The organism is Gottfriedia solisilvae (assembly GCF_002128405.1).
Classification (GTDB): domain Bacteria; phylum Bacillota; class Bacilli; order Bacillales; family Bacillaceae_G; genus Gottfriedia; species Gottfriedia solisilvae.
On the sequence record NZ_NETJ01000001.1, the window covers coordinates 284,965 to 306,846 of the forward strand.

The following is a 21,882-nucleotide window of genomic DNA, read 5'->3' on the forward strand; positions in this document are numbered from 1 at the left end:
TGTAAACATCTTTTTTAATGACTTAGCTGATCTAATTCATCTTTATAAAGTTTTAAAATTTGCTCTTTATGTACATCCAATTGATTGGTAACTTGTGAAATCGAGTATCCAATAAATAATGGAGAAACGACAAAACGCGGAATAACTTTACAAATAATTTTCCCATTCCATTTATAAAAAAATAAATTATAACTATTTAAACCATTATAAAAATTGTTTAATAAATAATGTGTAACGATTTGTAAGAGCACAGCCATTTCAGATAAATAAGAACGATCTTCAATAATGATATTAAATTCTCTAAAACCCATCATTGGATGAGTAGAAATATTTAATTCCACGCCCTCTTTTGAAAAAATTTCGATTCCTTCAAAATAGATATCCGTAATCTTTTTCTTATAATCAATGTTTTTTAAACCAACAATTTGCATATGAGGATGATTTAATGTACCACCAGATAAAGGACCATGATTTTTATAAAAAATGACAGATTTAAATTCTTCTGTTTTCTCCATTTCTTCCCATTTTTGAACAGCAAAATTTAAAAGCTCTTTCATATGACTTTGCGTATATTTAGAAATATCTCCATCACAATCATCAGTTTCAATGATCACTGTTTGTAATGTATCCTCTAGTGTTGGGAATTTATTTTTTAGATAAATGATTGACCCAGTAGTATCTAATATATCTGTTAAATTTTCTCGATCACAAAATGGACATTTCACGGTTTTATTCACAATATTCTCTGGTTTTTTAATACCTATATCCATTTTAAATTGAAGTAATTCATTTTGAATATCCATCTCATTCCCCCCTTTTTTACAAACTTATTAAATTAATCCTACTAAATTTTATCCTCTTTTCACATACTTAACTATATAATATTTAAATATTATTCATTTTCTATTAATAATAAATTTATTGTTAAAATCTGATTTCAAACAAAGTATATCCTATTACATATTATAAATTGGAAATGCTTTTTTCAATTTTTACGCTCACCAATTGTTTTTTATTAGTCAATACAAAATAACTGCAAACATCTAAATGTTTCTATTATAAGATTTGAAACTTCTTCGTTACTTTCTGCATTAATTTGTAAATAAATCAAATACTAATGATGATATTCATTAGAATATTAGAGATATCCAATACTTCATTAGAGGTGAATCAAACATGACATTAAAAAATCATTTGGATCCACAATCTCAGAAGTTCTACCATAACTGGACAAGACCTAAGCATGCGAAGTCTCAAGTTAATGGACATACGATGATTTCACAAAATACAATCATCTTAAAAAGTAATGCTAAGGCCCACAGATGGTAATGGATAAATCGAAAAAAGAAGACTATTTTTAGTCTTCTTTTTTATTAAGATTATTATGTTCAAATACTTTTTTTGATCAACATCCTTATGGTTCATGCAAGTAAAAAACCATGACTATTATGTCATGGTTGGAGTTTATGTACAAAATATAAAAGTTAAGAGATTCAGACTAATTGAAAACGCATGTCTTAAGAGGCTCAGTAGCCTGATGAAAAGCGGAGTTACCTTTGACAGTAATGAGCACCGCAAGTAGGCGAAGCAACGAAGAAAGTGAGCGTTTTCAACAGTCCTTTAGATTATTTATTTGTTCCGTGTTGTTTAGTTGGTAACTTCTCATTAGGTGTACCATTACCTTGATGTTCTTTATTTTTTTGGTCTTTCTTTTGTCTTTCATGGAGTTTTTCAACAAACTCATGTGTATCTTCCATTTCATAACCTCCTTACTAGCATCTAAAGATTACTTTAACCAAACGAAAGGAAAACAATTCACGGCTAAATCTCTTTATGCTTTATGCTATTTGTAAAGTATTTAAAGATACTTCAATAGGAATATAACAGTTTTAACAATTAATATACACTGAGCAATACCAAATAATATGCCAGTGATGATTCTTAAACTATTATTACTTTCCCTCCACTTCCATTTTTGCGTAAAACCATCAATAAGTAATGGAATCATTAGTAATGGAATTAACCACCACTTTAAATAATGTGATTGTAAAAATAATAAAGGTAGAAATAAATAGCCTATAACTATGCCAGAGCATCTCGCACAAAGTGGGAATGTATAATTGGATATTTTGATTGAACGATCTATTCTACGATGACATGGTATCCATTGGAATAAAATCATTATATCACCCCACTAATTTGAACAATCCGGACTACAGTCGCAATCTGGAGTACAGTCTAAACCGCCTTTGCGAAAGTTGCAATCTAAAAAATCGCAGTCAGGAATAAAAGCATCACTACAATCACAATCTCTCTTATACTTATGTTTTCGTTTACTTTTACGTACATAATACACAATCGTAAAAATTAAGAAAATAATACTACCAATTAAAAATAGTATTCCTTTTAAAATCAATCCTTTTACCAATAAAAGAATACCTAATATAAAAAGGATTAAAAAGATACTAAATAAGAAAAAAACCAATATATCCCTACTTTCTGTACTTCCTAAAGACATAATAGTATTTCGATTGTACATACTTAATAGTTAATCTAATGTACTGGCTTTTATTTGGACTTTTGTAGGAATGCGCCAATTAGGATAAATACTGCAGACAGCACATGTAAAATCCAACCAAGACCAGGAATCCATGCTAAACAAGAAGTAATGATCCCAAAAATATTCCCATATGCCGTTAAACCAGCTTTTTTTGCTAATACTAACGTAATTATATGAATGATTAATGCTATTACAAGTGGAAACCAACCAAATCCAATTACGATTGAAGCACCAAGGATCGGTATCCCTAAAATAGCTTCAAAACCACCAGATATAAATTTAAATGTTCTTACGTTTGAATTCATTAAGATTCTCCTTTAATAGAAATTTGTAAAATTTATCCAATTATAACTTTAATTGTAGTGTAAAACGAACTTTGTGAATAGAGTTATCTAACAATAAATCATAGAACATATTTATCAACTAAAAAAGATCAAAGAGTTGTTTAACCTCCCGTTTGATCTATTTCGTAATTTTTTTAAAATTGAAATCCAAATTTCGCTTTTAAATGTTGGTGAAGTAATATTTTTTTGCTCATTCCATAAAATCTCTGGGCCTTCAGTTTGTTCAAAGTTGGAAGTTAAAAATATAATTTTATCAATAAAAAATGACAACTAAATTAGTTGCCATTTTAATTGTTAATAAATCTTTTAATGCTTAATTATATTGTTGTAAGAAAGCTCTTAAAGTAGATGCTACTGAATGTGCATCTTTTAGCTGAGTGTTTGTAAATGTTAGTGCAGTTTTCTTTTCGTCTAAGCCTAGAGATTCTTGTAATAAACCAGCCAAACCGCGGTGTGAACCTGCTTTGTCTACAGCAACTCTCATGAATAAACCATCTTTATTCGGTTCGATCATGCACTCGATTTCATCAAAGCGCCATTCTCTTTTCGAGTTTGGAACGAATTCCCATTCTTGATAGAAACGTCCATCCTGTGCTTCTACTTCCACTTGGCGTAATCTAAAGCCTAACAATTTAAATGCTTCAACAAAATTTGATAACTCTTCATGTGCATTTATTTTTAAATAGTCGACATCTGTAGGATCAAAACTTAGATCAATATCTAAATCCGTTTCAATCCATACTTGCCCATGTCCAATTGTAATTGGTGCATAGTATGGTAGTTGAAATGAAAATGGAATTGATTTTTGTTCATTTGCTTCTATTGTTAATTTTCCACTAACACGTTCTTCATGTAATTGAATCTTTACTGAAACTTCACCATCTCCACTTTTCTTTTTTGCGTAAGCTTTTAATTTAAGTGCGATATGATTAATCTCTTGAGCTACTGATCCACCATTGATTTCTACTGTTCCTTCAACTTGTTTACCTGGATATAAATCCTTTGTATGTATAATTGTATTTACTGTTGCAGCGCCAATCCCAAGTCTTGCTAATACTTTTTTAAACATCGTATCCCTCCATATTTTAGATGACTACATTCTCATTATATATTACTATGTTAATATTTAATATTCTTTAAATAGTAAACATGTAAAAATATAATATTTCATGTAGACATGCATATTTTACTTTTTTAATGGCTCTATAAAAAAAGAATGTTGATTTCCATTCCAGGTACTTCGCTTTCCATGGGGCATGACCCTGAGCCTCCTCGGCAAGCCTCCGGGGTCTCAAGTTTCCCGCATCTCCCATAGAAGTAGTCTTCGCACCTTCCATTCCAATTACACTTGAACAGGCTATTCTCTTTTCATACTCTTAATATATTAAGGTAAAATCAACAATTTATATTAACAGAGACTTTTTATTAGACAAGTTCTCCATCCCTTGAGCATATTCTATTAAAAAGAATTGATTAGGGGGAACTATTATGCATTTTGTTGTCATTAAGAAAAAATGGCTTCTTTTTAGCTTTGTTTTCATTGTAATAGGTCTAAGTGCCTTGTATTATTTATTCCCTAAATCCGCAGAAACTACAGCTAAAGAAAAACCATTAGAAACTGTTGAAATACATATGGTTACAGGTGAATTTTCTACCAAACTTGATAATGGTTCAGAGATTGAGGCTTATCGCTGGGATCCTGGGACGATCAATGTTGAGGAGAATCAAAGAGTTGTTTTAAAATTACATGGAATTAATGGTATGGAACATCATTTTCATATAGAAGGTACTAATGTTTCTGGTGTTGTAAAGAAAGGCGAAACAACAGAAGTTGAGGTACAGTTTAAAAAAGAAGGAACTTATCGATTAATTTGTGACACTCACTCAACAACTGCAGACTCTGCTCCGATGATTGCTTATATAGTTGTAGATTAATAGTAAATGTAAAAGATAGTATCAAATTACTATCTTTTTTTCTTTTTATTCATACTTACATTTCATGCTCATATTAATGAGTTGAATCAAAAAAATAATAAACCATTTTTATTTTTCTCTAATTCACCAAGGTTTACCTCATTAGAAGGGAATGATTTAAGTGCTGGAATGGGCGAGTATTATATTAACAGTACTATTATCTAGTTATGTCATCATTGTCTCAACTAAAAAGAAAAATAAACTTTTATGTACGGTAGGTAAAATGGTTAGTATGACGAATTCGATGATGGCTAGTGTTACAATTGGTACAGTCTTAGGAATCATGCTTCGATCAACAGATTTGTCCATTCCTACTATAATTTCAGTCATGATTGGCATGTCAATCGGATTTTTAACTGGAAGGCCAATTTCACAAATGGCAGCTCTAGAAGGTATTACTGCAGGAATTATGGGTGGAATGATGGGAGCTATGTTAGGTATGATGTTACAAACAACCTATATGGAACTCATGATGTATTTTCTTGATGTAATCTATGTGATTGTTATGATTTTATTATTAAAAGTAATTGATAAGGAAGCTCATAAACAAGATGATGCAATGAAATCTTATAAAACGATATAATAGATATAAAAAGCACCACTATTTATTTTTTTACGGGCTTGTTTTTGAAGCACAAAAACACAATAAGCAACTGAAATCATAATCAAATTTGCACCTAGATTGACAATAAAATTAACACAATAAATAGGCAAAAACTGCTCTTGGCAAAAATGCAATGAGCAGTTTTTATATTTATCTGCGAACTTATGTTAGATGATTAAATAAATACCACTTAATTACCTTCCGCTAAGTAATACGGTATTTCATAACCATCGCAGCCTAATATAGAGTATTTTTTTTCTTCAACTAAAATTTTCTCACATTCAAATGTTTTAATTTCTCCATCTCCGTACTCATCTCTAGTATTATCCCTTGTAACTTTTAGCTGTTCCCCGTTAATTGTTAAATCAGTTAGTATCGGGTCTCCTTCTTTTGTGTAACCAACAACACGAATACTATCCGTTTGCCCTGTTTCTGTGTTTTCAATAAACTCTTTTAGCCTTATTTCGTTTACGATATCACCATTATTTCTACTTACAATATCTGTTTTAGATGGCGTGTAGTTCATTGAATTTTTATTTGCATTGGTACACCCATAAAGAAATAAAAACATTATGCAAATAGTTTATAAAACTTAAATACCGTGCCATAAATTTCCCCCTTTATTTAAATGGCAATAATATTTCTATATAACCTTCCATTTGCCAATAACCCAGGTTATATTAATAAAAAGAAGCAGTCCATTTAAGTTGATAATTGGACTGCTAATTGATTTGTTGCTTACTGTTTTGTACTCGCAAACCGAACCCGTTATTTATTATTAGGGGTGTTTTTAAAATACTTGCTTTCTTGTAAATGAGCCGTGTCGCAAAGTAATTTAAGGTTTAAATGCTCGTTTTCAACATCTATTTCTAAATGGGTTAAACAAGTACCATGTACAAATGGGATATCCCATAGTTTTTCAATAGGCGAGTTTTTAAAGTATGCAATAATAGTCGCAACGATGACTGCGTGAGTAACGATTAAAACATTTCCGTCTTTATTTGTTTCTATAATGTTTTTTAATACTTCTTCAACTCTATTTCTTACATTCTTTAGGCTTTCTCCATTATGAGGTAGGTGATTATACGCACTTGGAGATTCCCATAGTGATGAAAACTCATTTTCAAATCGTTCATTAATTTCAGATTTTGTTTTCCCTTCCCACTCACCAAAATTTATTTCTCTTAAATTTTCATCTAGGAAGATTGGAATATCATTTACTCCCGATAAGATTTTTGCAGTATTCAAAGCCCTCATACTTGGACTTGAATAAATAGACTGAAAACGAATTCCTGAGATTTTTTGACTCAGTGCCTTCGCATCATTGATTCCCTTTGATGTTAAAGGAGAATCCTTCCATCCTTGTAATCGATTTTGAATATTCCACTCTGTTTCTCCATGTCTTGTTAAATAAATATGTAACAAATTTATATCCCCCGAACATTAAAAACTATCGATTAACCTATACGGACTATTTTATTAGCTATTAGTAAAATTAGTTATGATTTCTTTGTTCATTCCAATTCATCGCATCTTTTACACCTTCTTCTATTGATAAAGACGCAGACCAATTTAATAGTTTATTTACTTTTTCAACATTTGCAAATGCCCCAGCAACGTCACCTAATCTAGGTTCAGTTTCAATTTTGTCGATTATTTTTCCGTATACATTTTCAAAAATAGAAATAAATTCCTTTACCGTTATCCCTTCGCCTTTTCCAATATTTAAGACGAGATACGGTTTTTGAGGTTCATCTGATAGTTCAAATGCATTCTCAAAGTTTTCAACAGCTTTTACATGAGCCATCGCTAAATCCCAAATATGAATATAGTCTCTTATGCCTGTACCATCTTTTGTTGGCCAATTTGTACCCGTAATCTTAAATACTTCCCCTTCTTCTGATACGGATTTTAATAACTTACCTAGTAAATGAGAAGGAAATTTGATCGTTGCACCAGTACGCATTTTCGGATCTGCACCAATTGGGTTGAAATATCGCAATGACATCCCTCTTAGACCATATGCATAACAAAAGTCTTCGAGAATCATCTCAGTCATATACTTAGTTCTAGCATAAGGACTTCTTGGGTTTAATGGTGATTCTTCTGTTACGACTAAATCAATTGGATCGTCATAAATAGATGCAGAAGAGCTATAAACGATTTTGTGATACCCAAATTCTTTTAAGTTTGTAAATAAAGCAATTGATTTTGTCACATTTTCTGTATAATATTCACTTGGGTCCTTAACAGAATCAGGAACAACCGTCATCGCTGCTAGATGAATTGTAAAATCTATATCTGGATGTTCTGTAATGATTTTCTTCAGTAACTCCTTATCTGAAATATCTCCTTGATAAAAAACTTTGTCAAAAGTAAAATCCGAGCGATCATTTTTGTCTAAAATGACTGGAATATGTCCGTTATCAATTAATGCATAACACACAGTACTTCCTATATAACCAGTTCCGCCAGTAACTAATATTTTCATATGTATTTCTCCTAATTTTTGTATAGAATGATCATTTTATGGTATTACTTCTCCAAATTTCTACGCTCAAATAACAATCCTACAATTATTCCTAATAATATATTTGTAATAAATATTGGTTGAAATGGATCGGTTTTTGAAAATATAAAAGTTAATACACCTGCTATTACTCCCCATAAAATCGGCATAAAATTATCTCCCCACTAAAATTGTTTTTAATTTGAGCAGACCTGAATAATATCCATCGCTTTATAATTAAGACTCAAATAGTTATAAGTAAATCAGTTTGTACCCATCTTTGTTCACATTTTACTCAAACAGATAAAGAATGCAAATCTTCACCATATTTTACCATGAAAACATTATTCTTTAACTTTTTATTCCTTTAAAAAAATGACTTTTACTTTCTTATCTTAAATTGATTGTATTAATGGCATATATGGCAAGTTTCTTTTTATTTCGGCAATAGTGGTTGAGATATCTTTTATAGTCGTCAGCCTCTTACGTTACATCAATATAATTACGTATAAATATAATGAATAATAAATTAAAAAAACGATTCCAATTAAGAATCGTCTCTTTTAATTTATTGAAGGAACTGCAAAGTATTTTAATGGCTCTTTATCATCTTCTGAAATTGTTCCAAGTGCACGCAACACTTCTTCAGCAAATTTTAAATAATTTGAGCCTGTTGCTGTAATAACATTTTGATCTATCACAAGATAATCTTCCCGTTTATTTGTCCAATTTAACACGTCTGTGTACTCTCTATCTTCTTTGGAAAGAGAAGCTGTGTAGCTTATTTCATTTAAAATGCCCGCTGCTCCTAATAATGCTGGACCACCACATATTGCACCAATCATTTTATTGTTAGTATAAAAATCTCTTATTAACGAAAGTAGTAATTCATTTTCTAATAAAGGATATGGTGAGCCTCCTGGTATTAATAAAGCTTCATAATCATTACTATTAATATTTTTAATCGAATGGTCTGCTAAAATTTTTAAATTCCCTGCAGAAATAATCGGTATATCATTAGTATTTATTGAAAAAGTTTCTAATTGTATTCCTTTGCCCCTTAAACATGTAATTAATATTGAGATTTCAAACTCTGCAAAAGAGTCATAAACAAACAATAATACTTTTTTCATTATTCTACTCTCCTAAAATATAAATATTTTTTATTAAATTAATACTACAAATAATAATAATAATAATAATAATAATAAACATAAAATATTCATTTTTCTAATTAATCAGATTTCTGAACAACATAAACATGTCACGCGTAAATTACAGATAGTTTTTTTACTTTGAGAAATAAGTCATTCTCGTTTTTATTAATCTTTTCTCAGCAAAAAATAGAATCATTAAAAGTAAGATTACTGAGATTAAAAATAATAAAATTGAAGAGACGATGACGATTTTTTGTAATGAAATACTATTTGTTAAGGACCCAAATAAGATTGTAAAAATTATGATGAAAAATGCTTGTAATAATCCAAATAGACTACCCACTCGACCCATTATTTCAACAGGTATTTGTTTTTGGTAATACGTATCAAATCCAGTATTTGCAAAAGATAGCGCAAATGATAGTAAAAAGAATCCTAACGAAGCAATTTTAAAATCATTAGAAAATGCATAAATGAGGTAACCAAAGGATAAAAATATAGATCCATAACCTATTAATTTGCTAGAGTCGAATCGATGGGCAAAAACTGAATTAACAACAGACCCAATTACAAATCCTACTCCAGCTATACTTACTAGGAAGCCGTACTTTGTATTTGATAGATTCAACACTTCTTTAGAAAAGGCTACTTCAAGTGAATCAACTGTTGTTGTCATGATGATTATAAAGTAAAAAAGTATAAATATGTACATCATTTTTATTTGTGATTTGCAATATGTAATAACTAGATGCCAATCTTTTCTTAGTATTTTGAACCCAAATTTTGTATTCGAGAAATCTTGCTTTTCTTCCTCCTCAATATTTGGTAAGAAGATAGTTAATACGCCAGACAAAATTAATGCCACACCATTTATGATAATTGCAAATGCTGGTGAACCCATCATAAAGAGTAAACCTGCAACTGATGGACCAAGTACAAATGCACCAGAACCTACTAAACTACGTAATGAGTTAAATCGTTGCCTCTTTTCTTCTGGTACAAGCTTGGTCAAATAAATCATCGACGCTTGATAAAAAATGTCACCAGCCATATTAATAAAAAAAACAATAATAAAAATAAGCCACAAGGATGAAATCAAAGGTAAGATTATGATCAATAGTGCTCTAACAATATCTAGGGCAATCATGATACTTCGTTTATTTATTCGATCAATCATGCTACCGCTCCAAAAATTAGTAAATAAAGTAGCTAATGGTTTTATAATATATAATAATGACACAGCAAATGCTGAAGAAGTTGTATCAAGAATAATTAAATTAAGTGCGATGAAATAAATCCATGCACCTATATTTGACAGTCCAATGCTTGATAACAAAATAAAAATGGACCTCTGTTTATTGAAATAATTACTTTTAAACATCATGTACCCCCCTGACTTAATTTGTAAAAGAATGAAAACTTCCCAACAAAAAAAATCTCACCTCCAAGACCGTTGTCTTGGGGACGAGATTTGAAAGTCGCGGTACCACCCCAGTTTGTCAATATGTCACCATATTAACCTCTTTAGGTATTTTAATATATACCTACGCTCTTTAACAGGAGCACCTGTCACATTATCCTCTAGAAATTCTGATTCCAATGTGAAGCTCAGAGTCTTGCTTCAATAAATCTTTCTTACTCCTTTTCAGCTTACGGAGCTCTCTGCAAAGAAATCATTTATCTACTCTTCTCTTCATCGCAAAATAATTTTTTCAATATTAACATTAATTTGTTTAATAGTAAATGATAATTTTTTAAAAAATTTCGTATAGTGAATAGTAAATTTGTATATTTTGTAGGATTTTGGAAAAAACAACGATGGGAATATTTGTCGATTTTACGACCTCTATTCTGTCTTTTTCATAAAAATGAAAGTGCTCATCATATTATTTAGATTGGTTACGTATAAACGTTTCTAATAAATTAAACTTTTCAAAAGGAGAATATCATGAAAAAAACATTAGTTTCAGCTTCAATCGTAGCTGCATTTGCCGTTGGGTCTCTTGCAGGAATTAATATTAGTAGAGCGGATTTACAAAAAAGTACACAAGAACACTTAGTAATGGCTACAAACTGGTTCCAAACATCTGCAGAAAATAAGGCATTGCAAATTCAAACGTACAATGTAGCTAAAGAAGAGCTTGCAGAAACAATGGTTAAGAAGATTGCTAAGGATAAGAAAAATAAGAAAAAAGCTAAACCTGCTGCAGTTGTATTAGATATCGATGAAACAGTATTAGACAACTCACCTCACACTGCATGGACAATTAAAAATAATGTTGCATATCCAGAAGGTTGGGATGAATGGATTCATATGGCTAAAGCGGAATTGATTCCAGGAGCGAAGGATTTCTTATTAGCTGCTAAAAAATTAAAAGTAGATATTTATTACATTTCTAACCGTACAGAAGCAGAACGTGCTGACACTGTTAAAAATATGAAATTACATGGTTTACCTAATCTAGATGAAAAGCACTTATTATTAAAATCAACAACATCTCAAAAAGGACCAAGACAACAAGAGATTGAGAAAACGCATGAAATTGTAATGTTAATTGGTGACAATGCAAACGATCTTTCTGATATTTTCTATAAAGCAGATTTAAATACTCGTTACAATAACGTTGATAAAATTGCAAAAGATTTAGGTGTTAAATATATTCAGCTTCCTAATCCGATGTATGGTGACTTTGAAGGTGCTATTTATAACTATGACTTTAAAAAGACTGAAGATCAAAAAGCAGCTGATCGTTACAACGCTTTAAAAACAATGAAATAAATACTTCCAAAGGGTTAGTGAGGCTTAATGCTCCACTACCCTTTTTTGTTTCATTATTTCCTCCATTCACCTTTTACTTTAGGCATTATCTATTTTCATTCGTAATAAATTATGAATGAATAGAAAATGAATATAATTCGAATTATGGGGGTCATTTCATGCCTTATATTGAAATTAACGCCAATACGAAACTACATTATGAAGGGTTTGGAGAAGGTCAACCAGTCATTTTTATACATGGTGTGATGATGAGTAGTAAATTTTTCTATAAACAAGTACCCTATTTTAAAGAAAATTATCGTGTCATTACACTAGATTTACGTGCTCACGGACAGTCAACACATGTTATGGATGGTCACACTGTAGCTCAATATGCTAGGGATCTTAAATACTTTATTGATAAATTACAATTAAAAGACGTTATTTTAGTTGGATGGTCGATGGGTGCGTTTGTTCTTTGGGATTATGTAAATCAGTTTGGAACAAATCAAATTAAAGCTTTAACGATTGTTGACCAATCTGCGTCAGATTTTATATGGCCAGATTGGGAATTTGGAGCTTTTGATTTCAATATTTTAAAAAATGTAATGCAATCTATTCAAGAAGATCAACATACCTTTAATAGTGAATTTATATACGGGATGTTTAAAGAAAAACCTGATCCGAATGATCATAAATGGATTTTAGAAGAAATGAACCGATTGCCTGCTGCAATTGCAAGTACAATCGTATTTAATCAAACTGCAGTAGATTATCGTGAAACACTGTCAAATGTAAATGTCCCAACTTTAATTTGCTTTGGTAGCGCTGGCTTCTTTCCATTAGCTGCAGGTGAATATATACAAAGTAAAATAAAAGACGCTAAGTTTGTCCCTTTTTACAATAGTAGTCATTTATTATTCTTAGAAGAAACGGATAAATTTAATGCTGAACTAGATATATTTTTTAAAAGTTTACAATAATAATGTTGAAAACAAAAAAAGCGATTCTTAATTGAATCGCTTCATTGTGTATACAAAGTATAAAAGTATAGATAGTCAGACTGTTCGATAACTCAGTTTGTCGGGCAGTCCGACATTATTTAAACCAACCTTTTTCTTTTGATTGTTTAATGGCTTCAATTCTATTTTTAACTTCTAATTTATCTAAAATCATTGATATATAGTTTCGTACGGTGCCAGTTTTCAAGCTTAATTCATCAGCAATTTCCTTAGTGTTTTTTCCGTCTGCTACAAGGTTTAATACCTCTATCTCGCGTTCAGTTAAAGGATTCTCCTCACTATAAACATCGTCCATTAATTCAGGAGCATAAATTCGTTTCCCATTCATAATACTACGAATTGAGCTTGCTAATTCTTCGCTTGGACTATCTTTCAGCAAATAACCTTTTACACCAGCTTTTAATGCTCTTTGAAAATACCCAGAACGGGCAAAAGTTGTTAATATAATGACTTTGCAATCAAATTTTTTTAATTCTTCAGCTGCTTCAAGTCCAGTTTTATTTGGCATTTCAATATCCATAATGCAAATATCAGGTTGCAATTGATTTACAAGTGAAATGGCTTGTTCTCCATCAGATGCTTTCCCAACAACTTCCATATCATCTTCTAAATTTAGCAAAGAACCTAAGGCCCCTAACAGCATTCGCTGATCTTCAGCTATCACTATTCGAATCATTTAAGTTACTCCTTTTCAATCTGTTTTACATCAATTGGTACTTTCATTATAATAGTTGTCCCATTTTGATTTATTACATCTAGAGAACCGTTTACAAATTCAAGTCTTTCTCTCATTCCAATCAGACCATAGCCTTTTGTGAAATTCTCTTTTGGTGTGCATCCAATTCCATTATCCTTAACGTTGATTATTAGTTCATGGTTAGTTTGATGAAAAGAAATTGAACAGGTTGTTGCTTTACTATGTTTCACAACATTTGTAACAGCTTCTTTTAAACACATACTCACAATATTTTCAGTTAAAAGTGATACATTCGTAAGCGTTAACTCTTGATCACATTCAAATTCGATTTGAGCTGCTAATAAAATCTGCTTCACTCTTATGATCTCATCTTTAATTCGAATACCTCGCATTTGAGATACTATTTTCCGAACTTCATTTAATGCTGTTCTTGCAGTTTGTTGTACATCCCTTATTTCGTTTTGTGCTTGTTCAGGATCTTTTGTAATCAATTTGCGTGCTAAATCACTTTTAAGTCCTATTAAGGAAAGTCGCTGACCAAGAGTGTCATGTAAATCTCTCGCGATTCTTTGTCTCTCCTCTAACTTTACGAGATCAGAAATTCTTTTATTGGCATCTACCAGTTTTTCTTCTAATTGCCCTCTTTCATTTCGACTATGAATACTAAAAGGTAATAAAATAACACTGATCCAAGTGATGACAACAAATGGTAATTGTTTAATCATAAAATCTTCTTGAAATATAATCGTGAGGTTGATAGAAATTGTTGTGATTACTAGGTGAATAATATATAAAGTTAAAAAAGTAACGCGGTTTTTCTTATTACCGATTAAATAAGCGTTAAAAAAAGCAAAGTATACATAACTAAATTGAATCGTCATTATGATTGAAATACTAATCAGAATGCTTGACCATAAATAAATTGACCAGCCTTTTGAAATATATGCGATTCTATATAAAACAAAAAATGATACGGTAAGTATGACGCCAAAGACAATTTCAATTGTCGAGGGAGATGAAAGAAATATAAAATAAAATGGCAAGATACTTAAAACAGTCCAAATATATGGAGAAATTCCAGTACTTTTTAAGAAAATGAAATATCTTTTTAACATGAAGTTGTCCTCTTTTTTTAGAAATAAAAATTTGAATCATTTTTAATTTTACCATAATTCCAGACTGTTCGTTTTGTTTATGTTTATTGATTGGAAGACATAAATCAAAAGCTCAGACAGAGTCTGAACTTTCGCGATTTACATTATACATTGCTTTTAATTCTTTAAAGCTAATGAATTTTTTATTTTCTTGATCCCATAATCGGAACTTTAACGATGATAGACTTGTTTTAAGGGTAATCGTTGGAACGTTTTGTAATGGTAATGTGTTATTATGAACATCTTCTAAATGATAATTTGGAACTCTAGGACTTAAATGATGTACATGGTGATAACCAATATTTCCTGTTAACCATTGCAATAATTTCGGAAGCTTATAAAATGAACTTCCTTCAACTGCTGCTTTAACATAATCCCAATTTTCGTCTTCTTCGAAATATGAATCCTCGAATTGATGCTGTACATAGAATAACCATATTCCAAGTGCTGCACTTACGAAAAAGATTGGCCCTTGAATGATTAAAAAGTTTTCCCATCCGATTTGCCAACAAAATAACGCCGATAATCCTACGATGGCAATATTTGTTATATAAGTGTTTAATCTCTCTTTTAATTTTGCATTTTTTGCGTTAAAACGATTTGAAATGAGTACGATATAAATTGGTCCAAATCCAAACATAATCAATGGATTACGATATAGTCTATATGCAAGCTTCTTCCAAACAGATGCTGAAACATACTCCTCTACAGTTAAAACCCACATATCACCAACGCCTCGTTTATCTAAGTTACTACTCGTTGCATGATGAATTGAATGACTATGCTTCCATTGACTAAAAGGAAATAAAGTAACAATTCCCGTAATGGTTCCTAAAATTTTATTAGCTGTCTTGTTTTTAAAGAATGATTGATGACAACAATCATGAAAAATAATAAAGATTCTAATTAAAAATAAGGCTGCAGCTAAATCAAAAATTAATGTTAAAAAAATTGAAGTGGATAAACTTTTATAAGCAAGTATCCATAAAATAATAAATGGTACAAAGGTGTTAATCATTTGCCATACACTAGCTTTTAAATTTGATTTTTCATAAGGGATAATTTGTTTTCGCAAATTCTTTTGATTTTGTTGTTGTGACATTTACTATTTCCTTTCTTAATTTCAATACTTAGTTTTAAGATGTAATCCTAATTATAAATAGTTAGAATATACATTGGTAGTAGCAGGCGTCATGTGTTATATATGACAAATGTCATATAGCTCGTAATCGTTTACAACTTTTATTCATTTAGTGACACAATATAATTTTTATTTTTTTCCTCATATTTATGCTATTAAATTAAAATTAAAAAGTGCATATCAAAAAATAATGGATATAAAAAAGCAATACTTTAAAAAAGTATTGCCACATGTTGATCATGATTTATTCATTTCCAATTTCTTATTCTTTTTAATTTTACCAAATGGTTTAAAGTACGTAACAATCGTCATAACAGTCATGCAAATTAAGTTAAATATGCCTGTAACAATAATAGATAACCAAGATGTCTTAAACTCATTAGATGATAATGCATCAATTCCAAGCTGATTAGCGTATTTAATTAATAGTGCAAACCAATCATTTATAAAAAATATTCCTAAAAGGATAATTAAAATCGTTAAAACAAGTTTAATCACGACCCAATAATATTTAACCAGTCCCCACTGGGTCCAAATAGATAATAATATTCCAGTAATGAGTGTAGCAAGCGCAGGAAATTTTAATAATGTTTCATCGATGATATGCATGCTTGATAATGTATAGATTAATTGATTTCCGTTTTCTGCATTTTTTAAGTAAAAGCTTAGTAAAATAAGACTCAATGTTGCTCCGAACCAAGCGCAAAATGCAATTACGTGTATACTTACTAAAATATTTTTTTTAGTTAAATTTATTTTCTTTTTAGTCATCTTTATTCCTCCATTAACAATTCTTTATGTTTCAAATCATAATCAATAAATATAAAACAACTATTATTAAATCCTTAAATTTTTCTTAAATAAACTCAGATACTTTCATATCTGTATAAAATATAATTTAATATAAAAAAAACCGCCAAACTCTATAGTTTAGCGGTTTTACATATTTGATTTGAACCGATATCCTGCACCCCAAACGGTTTCAATATAATCTGGATTTGAAGGATCATTTTCAATTTTTTCACGTATCTTTCGAATATGTACAGTCACTGTTGAATTATCACCAATCGAATCAAACCCCCAGATCCGGTCAAATAAATGATCTTTACTAAACACTTGATTCGGATTTGAAGCAAGAAACGTTAGTAAATTGAATTCTTTTGTCGTAAAGATTTTTTCTTCACCTTCAACGAAAATTTTTCGTGACTGTTGATTGATCAATAATCCCCCAACCTGTAATTGGTTGTCATTTTGATCTTTTTGGACTAAACGATTATATCTTGATAGATGAGCCTTTACTCTCGCTACTAACTCACTTGGACTAAATGGTTTCACAATAAAGTCATCAGCACCTAAACCAAAGCCTCGTATTTTATCAATATCATCAGTTTTAGCAGAAACCATTAAAATTGGAATCTCTTTACTTTCACGAATTTTTTTACATATTTCATACCCGTTTATATCTGGTAGCATGATGTCTAATAATATAAGGTCAAACTGTTCATGAAGGGCTTTATTTAAACCTAATTGACCATTTGTCTCTATTTCAACTATCATTCCGCCAATTTCTAAATAATCTCTTTGAAGTTCAGCAATACTTTGGTCATCTTCTATGATTAAAATTCTGTTCATACTATCTCCTTATTACCAGTGACCTTATTTAATGTAAGATAAATACTTGTATAAACCCCTTCTTCACTTTCTGCCCACACTTGTCCACCATGTTCTTCAATTATTCGTTTTACAATTGCAAGTCCAAGTCCGGATCCACCACTCATTGCATTTCTAGACTGATCAACACGATAAAATTGATCAAATATATAAGGTAAAACTTCTTTAGAAATTCCTTTTCCATTGTCCGTACATTCAATAATCACTTTTTCATTTTCTTCAATTAATTTTATCGATATATTTTTTTCTGACTTATCCATATATTTTAAACTATTTTGGATGACATTAGTAAATACTCGCTTAAATTGTTCTCTTTCCATAATCACGAATATGTCATTTTGTTTGCTAACATTTTCATAAGTAATCATGACTTGAATATTGTCTAAATCAAACTGTAACTCTTCAATACGATCTAATAAATAATGATGTATATTTACATCTTCAAAATGAAATGGTACTCGCTTTAAATCTAATTTCGAATATAAGAAAAGTTCATCAATTAAATGATCCATGTGTAAAGTTTTAGTATGAATAGTTTGGATATACCTTTCCATTTTCTCTGGTGTATTCGCTATTCCATCTTGAATTCCTTCTACATATCCTTTAATTGAAGTCATGGGCGTTTTAAGATCATGTGATATATTTGCTATTAATTCTTTTCGATTTTGTTCATACTTTTGTTGTAATTCGGAGGATTCTTTTAGGCTTTTTCTCATTAATTCAAAACTTTGTGCAAGTTGACCGATTTCATCCTTACGATAAGGCTTCATTTGAAAATCTAGATTACCTTCTCGAATTTTTCTTGCAGCATCATTTAAGCCTCTAATTGGTTTAATGATACTTCTTGATACAAAATAAGACAGTAAAGCATTCGTAATGGCAAAGATTGGGATAATGATACCAAAACGGAAAAAATAAAATGCATGTGTGCGTTGCCCACTGTCTGTTGGATCAAAAGAATTGAAGAAAAACATGTCCAGGATTATTTGTAAAAGAATAAAAGTTATAATTGGGATAACAATCATTGCAATATTTGAAAATATTAAGCGTTTACGTATTGACAATTTACAACCAACTTTCATGTTTAAATATTTTACGAGTAAATGTCTTATAACTATTGTAAATTTTAATCATAAAAAATTAAATGGACCTTATATAAATCTTAAGTAATTCTTAAATCTGCTCACATTTAAATTAAAATAACAATTAAATAGGCACTTAAAAAGAGGCTGTGACAAAGTCAATTTGACATGAGGAGCCTCTTTATTTTAGCGTATATATTTCTAACTTTTTTGTTTTAGAGATTATTGTGTTGATTTCCACTCCAGGCTGCTCGCTTTCCGTGGGGCTAAGCTTGAGCCTCCTCGGCACGCCGGGGTCTCAGACTTCCCGCTATTCCCACAGGAGTCGAGCAGCCTTCCGTTCCAATCATATTCTTAATCATCAGTGCACTCAAATAAAAATTTATCAAAACTGCTCAATGATTGTTGGAATTTCTAATAAATCATCAATCATAAATTCAGCAAAAAAGTCTTCCCAGTAAGTATCTTTTTTCCAAATCACTTTCATACCAGCATTTTTAGCACCATTGTAATCATTTTCAGGATGATCACCAATATAAACTGCCTCTTCTGGTAGTACTTCAAAAAATGCAAGCGCACGATGAAACAAGTTTGGATTTGGTTTGCTTAATCCTTCTTTTTCTGAAATTAAAATGATTGGAAAAAGAGATTCTAACCCTAATACCTTCACATTATCCATTTGAAACTGTTCTTTTCCATTTGTAATGAGTCCTAATCTATATGATTTTTGCTTTAATTCATGTAACATTTCAAAAAGATTCGGAAATGGTTCACAGAAATGTTGAAAATTATGTATGTAATCTTCTAATAAATCTTCAAACTTTACACCTTTAATATCGAATTCTTCTATTAATTGTTTATATACTTGATCTTTCCATACATAGCCTCTATCATCTAATTCAATAAATCTTGTACGATATTTATCTATTGAAATATGTGAAAAATATTTTTTAAACCTTTCATATTGATCATTAATAAATTGGATAAGTGATGCTTGACGATTTAGAAGTGTACCATCTAAATCAAATAGAACTACTTTAATCATTGAATTTTACCTCCATAAATTGATTTAACTCAAAAGTTTCATTGACTAATAACTGATATCTTCATTGTAATCAAATTTATTTTCAATAATTAGTTATTTTTTACGAATATGAATTTAAAACATAGTTATTTAACCATTCGCCCAAACAATCACACCCAATTTCTCATACTTTATAAAGATTGATAACGAAGGAGTTGATATGAATGGATTATTATCCACATTATAGAGTGTTTCCTGGTCAACCAGGTGGGTTCCCTGGTCAACCAGGTGGGTTTCCAGGCCAACCAGGCGGGTTTCCAGGCCAACCAGGTGGGTTTCCAGGTCAGCCGGGCGGCGGGCAACATGGTGCACCAACATCCCCTCCACCATCTTTTGTACCTCAACAAACAAGTGCAAGTTTATTTGCTGTAGATCCGGGAGCAATTGCAGGTTGTCGATTTAGATATACTTATGTATGGCTAAATAATGGCGAAGCTTTTTGGTTTTATCCGACATTTGTAGGACGTAGGTCAGTTGCAGGTTTTAGATGGTTCGGATTTTTCTGGTCATACTTTGGAATTGATACAAACCGTATTAGATCGTTTACTTGTTTCTAAAAACTATAAAAAATCCTTGTGCTTATAGCTCACAAGGATTTTTTTTTTAGTATTAAATAAATATTTCATTGTCGATATGATAAAAATGAACTTGATTTCTTCCATTTAATTTAGCTGTATACAATGCTTTATCTGCGTAATCAACTGCATCTTCCATTTTAATCGATAAGTTAGGAACCAATGACATGACACCTATACTAATTGTAACGAATTGATTAACACCTGAGTTCATATTTGGAAGTTTAAGGTCTAATACACTTTTCCGTATCTTTTCAGCAATAATACATGCTCCCTTTTCATCGGTATCACATATTCCGATGAATTCTTCACCGCCAAATCGTGCACAGAAATCTGAAGTTATATCTAATGTTTTAGAGACTGTATTCGCAACAATTTTTAAACACTTATCTCCTTCTAAATGACCATATGAATCATTAAACTTTTTAAAAAAGTCTATATCAAAAATGATTAGAGATAATGGTTTTTGTGATGCTTGTGCTTCTTCCCATTTTAATTTATACATCTCTTCAAAATAACGTCTGTTAGGTATCCCTGTTAAACCATCGGAAATAGAAAGTTGATGAAGTAATTTATTAGCTTGTTGTAGTTTTCTTTCTGTGTTTTTTTGCTCAGATATATCTCTAAATACGACCATCGTAGCTTCTTTAGTTTCATAAATAATATTAGACTCGGAGAATGATAGATCCACTGCTTTTCCATCAAGACGGGTATAGTTATTATCTTTTTGTACAATAGTATCTCGAAAATGACTAAATATTTCAAAGCTATCAAATGATTTTGATTTTAAATTCGGATCTAATAAATGAAATATGTTTAGACCGATTAAATCTTTTGATTTTTCAGTACCTAATAATGTTCCTGCTTTTTCATTCGCTAACATGATGATACCGTTTTTATGAACAAAAATCCCATCTGGTGATGTTTCAATTAAACTTCTATATCTTTCTTCACTTTCTTTTAAGGCAAGCTTTATTTCTTCATTTCTATTTAAAAAGCTGATAAACACCGCTATAAATAGACCACCCATTAAAATAAAACTTTCACATATTGGCATAATAGGGAAAAGTTGATGTGAATATTTTATATGCTGATAAAAGAAGAACGAACTACTTAGAATCATTACACATAGAATCATATAAATCCATTTAAACCAGTAATTTTTTACTAACTTCGAAATGAAGCCACTCACGATCACATTAATGGAAATAGTAATGAATGCAAAAATCGACCCTTCATTAATTCCGAAGTATGACAGACGAAAAGCTACTATAATCATACCGGTGATGATAGCTGCTCTAAAGCCACCGAAATACGCTGCTGAAATAATAGCGAGCTGTCTAAAATCTAAGATGTTAATTTCAAACACATGAATTCCAAACAAAATTAAGATAATGCCGAAAATACCATGTATCATACCTACTACAATTTGAAACTTATTTGGCAATTTTTGGCGTAATATATTTTGAAGTCGATGAAAGCCAAACAAGAAAAATATGAATAACGAAAAATTTAAAAATAAATCTTTTATCATCTTTAGCACCTATTTA

The 21,882-nt window shown here is 30.5% G+C and carries 24 protein-coding genes, 2 pseudogenes and 1 other annotated feature; of the genes and pseudogenes, 6 read left to right on the plus strand and 20 right to left on the minus strand.

Annotation, left to right across the window (positions count from 1 at the left end; translation table 11 throughout):
* Nucleotides 1-14 precede the first annotated feature (14 nt).
* Nucleotides 15-797 carry a DUF4931 domain-containing protein gene (locus tag CAB05_RS01295; protein ID WP_371870393.1) on the minus strand — a complete coding sequence of 261 codons (783 nt, stop codon included), beginning with the start codon at nt 795-797 and terminating at the stop codon, nt 15-17.
* A 379-nt stretch (nt 798-1,176) separates the two neighbouring features.
* Between CAB05_RS01295 and CAB05_RS01300 the strand changes: the two genes are divergently transcribed.
* Complete coding sequence (locus CAB05_RS01300) at nt 1,177-1,329, plus strand: YpzG family protein (protein WP_087998003.1); 153 nt, start codon at nt 1,177-1,179, stop codon at nt 1,327-1,329.
* Nucleotides 1,330-1,625: 296 nt separating this feature from the next.
* Here CAB05_RS01300 and CAB05_RS01305 read toward each other — a convergent pair whose 3' ends face one another.
* The 5 genes and pseudogenes from CAB05_RS01305 to CAB05_RS01325 form a co-directional block, all read right to left on the minus strand.
* The gene (locus tag CAB05_RS01305) at nt 1,626-1,757 is read right to left on the minus strand and encodes a DUF4023 domain-containing protein (RefSeq protein WP_087998004.1); all 132 of its coding nucleotides are present in this window, start codon (nt 1,755-1,757) and stop codon (nt 1,626-1,628) included.
* A 101-nt stretch (nt 1,758-1,858) separates the two neighbouring features.
* Nucleotides 1,859-2,182 carry a DUF2085 domain-containing protein gene (locus tag CAB05_RS01310; protein WP_087998005.1) on the minus strand — a complete coding sequence of 108 codons (324 nt, stop codon included), beginning with the start codon at nt 2,180-2,182 and terminating at the stop codon, nt 1,859-1,861.
* A gap of 386 nt (nt 2,183-2,568) precedes the next feature.
* The gene (locus tag CAB05_RS01315) at nt 2,569-2,865 is read right to left on the minus strand and encodes a hypothetical protein (protein WP_087998006.1); all 297 of its coding nucleotides are present in this window, start codon (nt 2,863-2,865) and stop codon (nt 2,569-2,571) included.
* Between the two features lie 114 nt (nt 2,866-2,979).
* Nucleotides 2,980-3,147, minus strand: a pseudogene (locus CAB05_RS22400) (hypothetical protein); the annotation flags it as partial.
* Between the two features lie 70 nt (nt 3,148-3,217).
* Nucleotides 3,218-3,973 (minus strand): sporulation protein, encoded by a 756-nt coding sequence (locus CAB05_RS01325; RefSeq protein WP_087998008.1) that lies wholly within the window; start codon nt 3,971-3,973, stop codon nt 3,218-3,220.
* A 419-nt stretch (nt 3,974-4,392) separates the two neighbouring features.
* Here CAB05_RS01325 and CAB05_RS01335 point away from each other — a divergent pair, with 419 nt between their 5' ends.
* Nucleotides 4,393-4,839, plus strand: coding sequence for a cupredoxin domain-containing protein (locus tag CAB05_RS01335; RefSeq protein WP_087998010.1), 447 nt, complete (start codon nt 4,393-4,395; stop codon nt 4,837-4,839).
* Nucleotides 4,840-4,999: 160 nt separating this feature from the next.
* Nucleotides 5,000-5,461 carry a hypothetical protein gene (locus tag CAB05_RS01340; protein ID WP_087998011.1) on the plus strand — a complete coding sequence of 154 codons (462 nt, stop codon included), beginning with the start codon at nt 5,000-5,002 and terminating at the stop codon, nt 5,459-5,461.
* 211 nt (nt 5,462-5,672) lie between these two features.
* Here CAB05_RS01340 and CAB05_RS01345 read toward each other — a convergent pair whose 3' ends face one another.
* The 6 genes from CAB05_RS01345 to CAB05_RS01365 form a co-directional block, all read right to left on the minus strand.
* On the minus strand, nt 5,673-6,053 hold the full coding sequence (locus CAB05_RS01345) for a DUF4362 domain-containing protein (RefSeq protein ID WP_087998012.1): 381 nt from the start codon (nt 6,051-6,053) through the stop codon (nt 5,673-5,675).
* A gap of 197 nt (nt 6,054-6,250) precedes the next feature.
* Nucleotides 6,251-6,907 carry a histidine phosphatase family protein gene (locus tag CAB05_RS01350; RefSeq protein WP_158093151.1) on the minus strand — a complete coding sequence of 219 codons (657 nt, stop codon included), beginning with the start codon at nt 6,905-6,907 and terminating at the stop codon, nt 6,251-6,253.
* 70 nt (nt 6,908-6,977) lie between these two features.
* The gene (gene galE, locus CAB05_RS01355; RefSeq protein ID WP_087998014.1) at nt 6,978-7,973 is read right to left on the minus strand and encodes a UDP-glucose 4-epimerase GalE; all 996 of its coding nucleotides are present in this window, start codon (nt 7,971-7,973) and stop codon (nt 6,978-6,980) included.
* 44 nt (nt 7,974-8,017) lie between these two features.
* A complete protein-coding gene (locus tag CAB05_RS21990; RefSeq protein WP_158093152.1) occupies nt 8,018-8,161 on the minus strand; it encodes a hypothetical protein in 144 nt (47 codons plus the stop codon).
* A 393-nt stretch (nt 8,162-8,554) separates the two neighbouring features.
* Entirely contained in the window at nt 8,555-9,124 is a 570-nt protein-coding gene (locus CAB05_RS01360) for a DJ-1/PfpI family protein (RefSeq protein ID WP_087998015.1), read from the minus strand.
* Nucleotides 9,125-9,281: 157 nt separating this feature from the next.
* Complete coding sequence (locus CAB05_RS01365) at nt 9,282-10,529, minus strand: MFS transporter (RefSeq protein WP_087998016.1); 1,248 nt, start codon at nt 10,527-10,529, stop codon at nt 9,282-9,284.
* A 76-nt stretch (nt 10,530-10,605) separates the two neighbouring features.
* Nucleotides 10,606-10,854, minus strand: a binding site (T-box leader).
* Between the two features lie 242 nt (nt 10,855-11,096).
* On the opposite strand from CAB05_RS01365, the gene CAB05_RS01370 reads away from it, so the two are divergent.
* Both CAB05_RS01370 and CAB05_RS01375 read left to right on the plus strand, forming a co-directional pair.
* Nucleotides 11,097-11,927 carry a 5'-nucleotidase, lipoprotein e(P4) family gene (locus tag CAB05_RS01370; RefSeq protein WP_087998017.1) on the plus strand — a complete coding sequence of 277 codons (831 nt, stop codon included), beginning with the start codon at nt 11,097-11,099 and terminating at the stop codon, nt 11,925-11,927.
* A gap of 158 nt (nt 11,928-12,085) precedes the next feature.
* Nucleotides 12,086-12,889 (plus strand): alpha/beta fold hydrolase, encoded by an 804-nt coding sequence (locus CAB05_RS01375; protein ID WP_087998018.1) that lies wholly within the window; start codon nt 12,086-12,088, stop codon nt 12,887-12,889.
* A 115-nt stretch (nt 12,890-13,004) separates the two neighbouring features.
* Here CAB05_RS01375 and CAB05_RS01380 read toward each other — a convergent pair whose 3' ends face one another.
* The 7 genes and pseudogenes from CAB05_RS01380 to CAB05_RS01410 form a co-directional block, all read right to left on the minus strand.
* Nucleotides 13,005-13,604 (minus strand): response regulator transcription factor, encoded by a 600-nt coding sequence (locus CAB05_RS01380; RefSeq protein ID WP_087998019.1) that lies wholly within the window; start codon nt 13,602-13,604, stop codon nt 13,005-13,007.
* 5 nt (nt 13,605-13,609) lie between these two features.
* Nucleotides 13,610-14,740, minus strand: coding sequence for a sensor histidine kinase (locus CAB05_RS01385; RefSeq protein ID WP_087998020.1), 1,131 nt, complete (start codon nt 14,738-14,740; stop codon nt 13,610-13,612).
* 112 nt (nt 14,741-14,852) lie between these two features.
* Nucleotides 14,853-15,881, minus strand: coding sequence for a Delta(5) desaturase DesA (gene desA / locus CAB05_RS01390; RefSeq protein ID WP_087998021.1), 1,029 nt, complete (start codon nt 15,879-15,881; stop codon nt 14,853-14,855).
* A gap of 276 nt (nt 15,882-16,157) precedes the next feature.
* Nucleotides 16,158-16,691 carry a hypothetical protein gene (locus CAB05_RS01395; RefSeq protein WP_087998022.1) on the minus strand — a complete coding sequence of 178 codons (534 nt, stop codon included), beginning with the start codon at nt 16,689-16,691 and terminating at the stop codon, nt 16,158-16,160.
* A 168-nt stretch (nt 16,692-16,859) separates the two neighbouring features.
* Nucleotides 16,860-17,552, minus strand: coding sequence for a response regulator transcription factor (locus CAB05_RS01400; protein WP_087998023.1), 693 nt, complete (start codon nt 17,550-17,552; stop codon nt 16,860-16,862).
* Nucleotides 17,549-18,457: pseudogene (locus tag CAB05_RS01405) on the minus strand (sensor histidine kinase); the annotation flags it as partial. The pseudogene CAB05_RS01405 and the gene CAB05_RS01400, both read right to left, overlap by 4 nt.
* 601 nt (nt 18,458-19,058) lie before the next feature.
* Entirely contained in the window at nt 19,059-19,718 is a 660-nt protein-coding gene (locus tag CAB05_RS01410; protein WP_087998025.1) for an HAD family hydrolase, read from the minus strand.
* Between the two features lie 203 nt (nt 19,719-19,921).
* On the opposite strand from CAB05_RS01410, the gene CAB05_RS01415 reads away from it, so the two are divergent.
* Complete coding sequence (locus CAB05_RS01415) at nt 19,922-20,314, plus strand: transporter (protein WP_087998026.1); 393 nt, start codon at nt 19,922-19,924, stop codon at nt 20,312-20,314.
* A gap of 52 nt (nt 20,315-20,366) precedes the next feature.
* Here the strand turns inward: CAB05_RS01415 and CAB05_RS01420 are convergent, their stop codons facing one another.
* Nucleotides 20,367-21,866, minus strand: a complete 1,500-nt coding sequence (locus CAB05_RS01420; RefSeq protein ID WP_087998027.1) for a diguanylate cyclase — start codon at nt 21,864-21,866, stop codon at nt 20,367-20,369.
* Nucleotides 21,867-21,882 lie beyond the last annotated feature (16 nt).

Excerpts from the sequence above, each read along its gene's own strand:
- CAB05_RS01300 (WP_087998003.1), top strand. The coding sequence starts at position 1,177 with ATGACATTAAAAAATCATTTGGATCCACAATCTCAGAAGTTCTACCAT.
- CAB05_RS01305 (WP_087998004.1), bottom strand. The coding sequence starts at position 1,757 with ATGGAAGATACACATGAGTTTGTTGAAAAACTCCATGAAAGACAAAAG.
- CAB05_RS01310 (WP_087998005.1), bottom strand. The coding sequence starts at position 2,182 with ATGATTTTATTCCAATGGATACCATGTCATCGTAGAATAGATCGTTCA.
- CAB05_RS01315 (WP_087998006.1), bottom strand. The coding sequence starts at position 2,865 with ATGAATTCAAACGTAAGAACATTTAAATTTATATCTGGTGGTTTTGAA.
- CAB05_RS01325 (WP_087998008.1), bottom strand. The coding sequence starts at position 3,973 with ATGTTTAAAAAAGTATTAGCAAGACTTGGGATTGGCGCTGCAACAGTA.
- CAB05_RS01335 (WP_087998010.1), top strand. The coding sequence starts at position 4,393 with ATGCATTTTGTTGTCATTAAGAAAAAATGGCTTCTTTTTAGCTTTGTT.
- CAB05_RS01345 (WP_087998012.1), bottom strand. The coding sequence starts at position 6,053 with ATGTTTTTATTTCTTTATGGGTGTACCAATGCAAATAAAAATTCAATG.
- galE (WP_087998014.1), bottom strand. The coding sequence starts at position 7,973 with ATGAAAATATTAGTTACTGGCGGAACTGGTTATATAGGAAGTACTGTG.
- CAB05_RS21990 (WP_158093152.1), bottom strand. The coding sequence starts at position 8,161 with ATGCCGATTTTATGGGGAGTAATAGCAGGTGTATTAACTTTTATATTT.
- CAB05_RS01360 (WP_087998015.1), bottom strand. The coding sequence starts at position 9,124 with ATGAAAAAAGTATTATTGTTTGTTTATGACTCTTTTGCAGAGTTTGAA.
- CAB05_RS01365 (WP_087998016.1), bottom strand. The coding sequence starts at position 10,529 with ATGTTTAAAAGTAATTATTTCAATAAACAGAGGTCCATTTTTATTTTG.
- CAB05_RS01370 (WP_087998017.1), top strand. The coding sequence starts at position 11,097 with ATGAAAAAAACATTAGTTTCAGCTTCAATCGTAGCTGCATTTGCCGTT.
- CAB05_RS01375 (WP_087998018.1), top strand. The coding sequence starts at position 12,086 with ATGCCTTATATTGAAATTAACGCCAATACGAAACTACATTATGAAGGG.
- CAB05_RS01380 (WP_087998019.1), bottom strand. The coding sequence starts at position 13,604 with ATGATTCGAATAGTGATAGCTGAAGATCAGCGAATGCTGTTAGGGGCC.
- CAB05_RS01385 (WP_087998020.1), bottom strand. The coding sequence starts at position 14,740 with ATGTTAAAAAGATATTTCATTTTCTTAAAAAGTACTGGAATTTCTCCA.
- desA (WP_087998021.1), bottom strand. The coding sequence starts at position 15,881 with ATGTCACAACAACAAAATCAAAAGAATTTGCGAAAACAAATTATCCCT.
- CAB05_RS01395 (WP_087998022.1), bottom strand. The coding sequence starts at position 16,691 with ATGACTAAAAAGAAAATAAATTTAACTAAAAAAAATATTTTAGTAAGT.
- CAB05_RS01400 (WP_087998023.1), bottom strand. The coding sequence starts at position 17,552 with ATGAACAGAATTTTAATCATAGAAGATGACCAAAGTATTGCTGAACTT.
- CAB05_RS01410 (WP_087998025.1), bottom strand. The coding sequence starts at position 19,718 with ATGATTAAAGTAGTTCTATTTGATTTAGATGGTACACTTCTAAATCGT.
- CAB05_RS01415 (WP_087998026.1), top strand. The coding sequence starts at position 19,922 with ATGGATTATTATCCACATTATAGAGTGTTTCCTGGTCAACCAGGTGGG.
- CAB05_RS01420 (WP_087998027.1), bottom strand. The coding sequence starts at position 21,866 with ATGATAAAAGATTTATTTTTAAATTTTTCGTTATTCATATTTTTCTTG.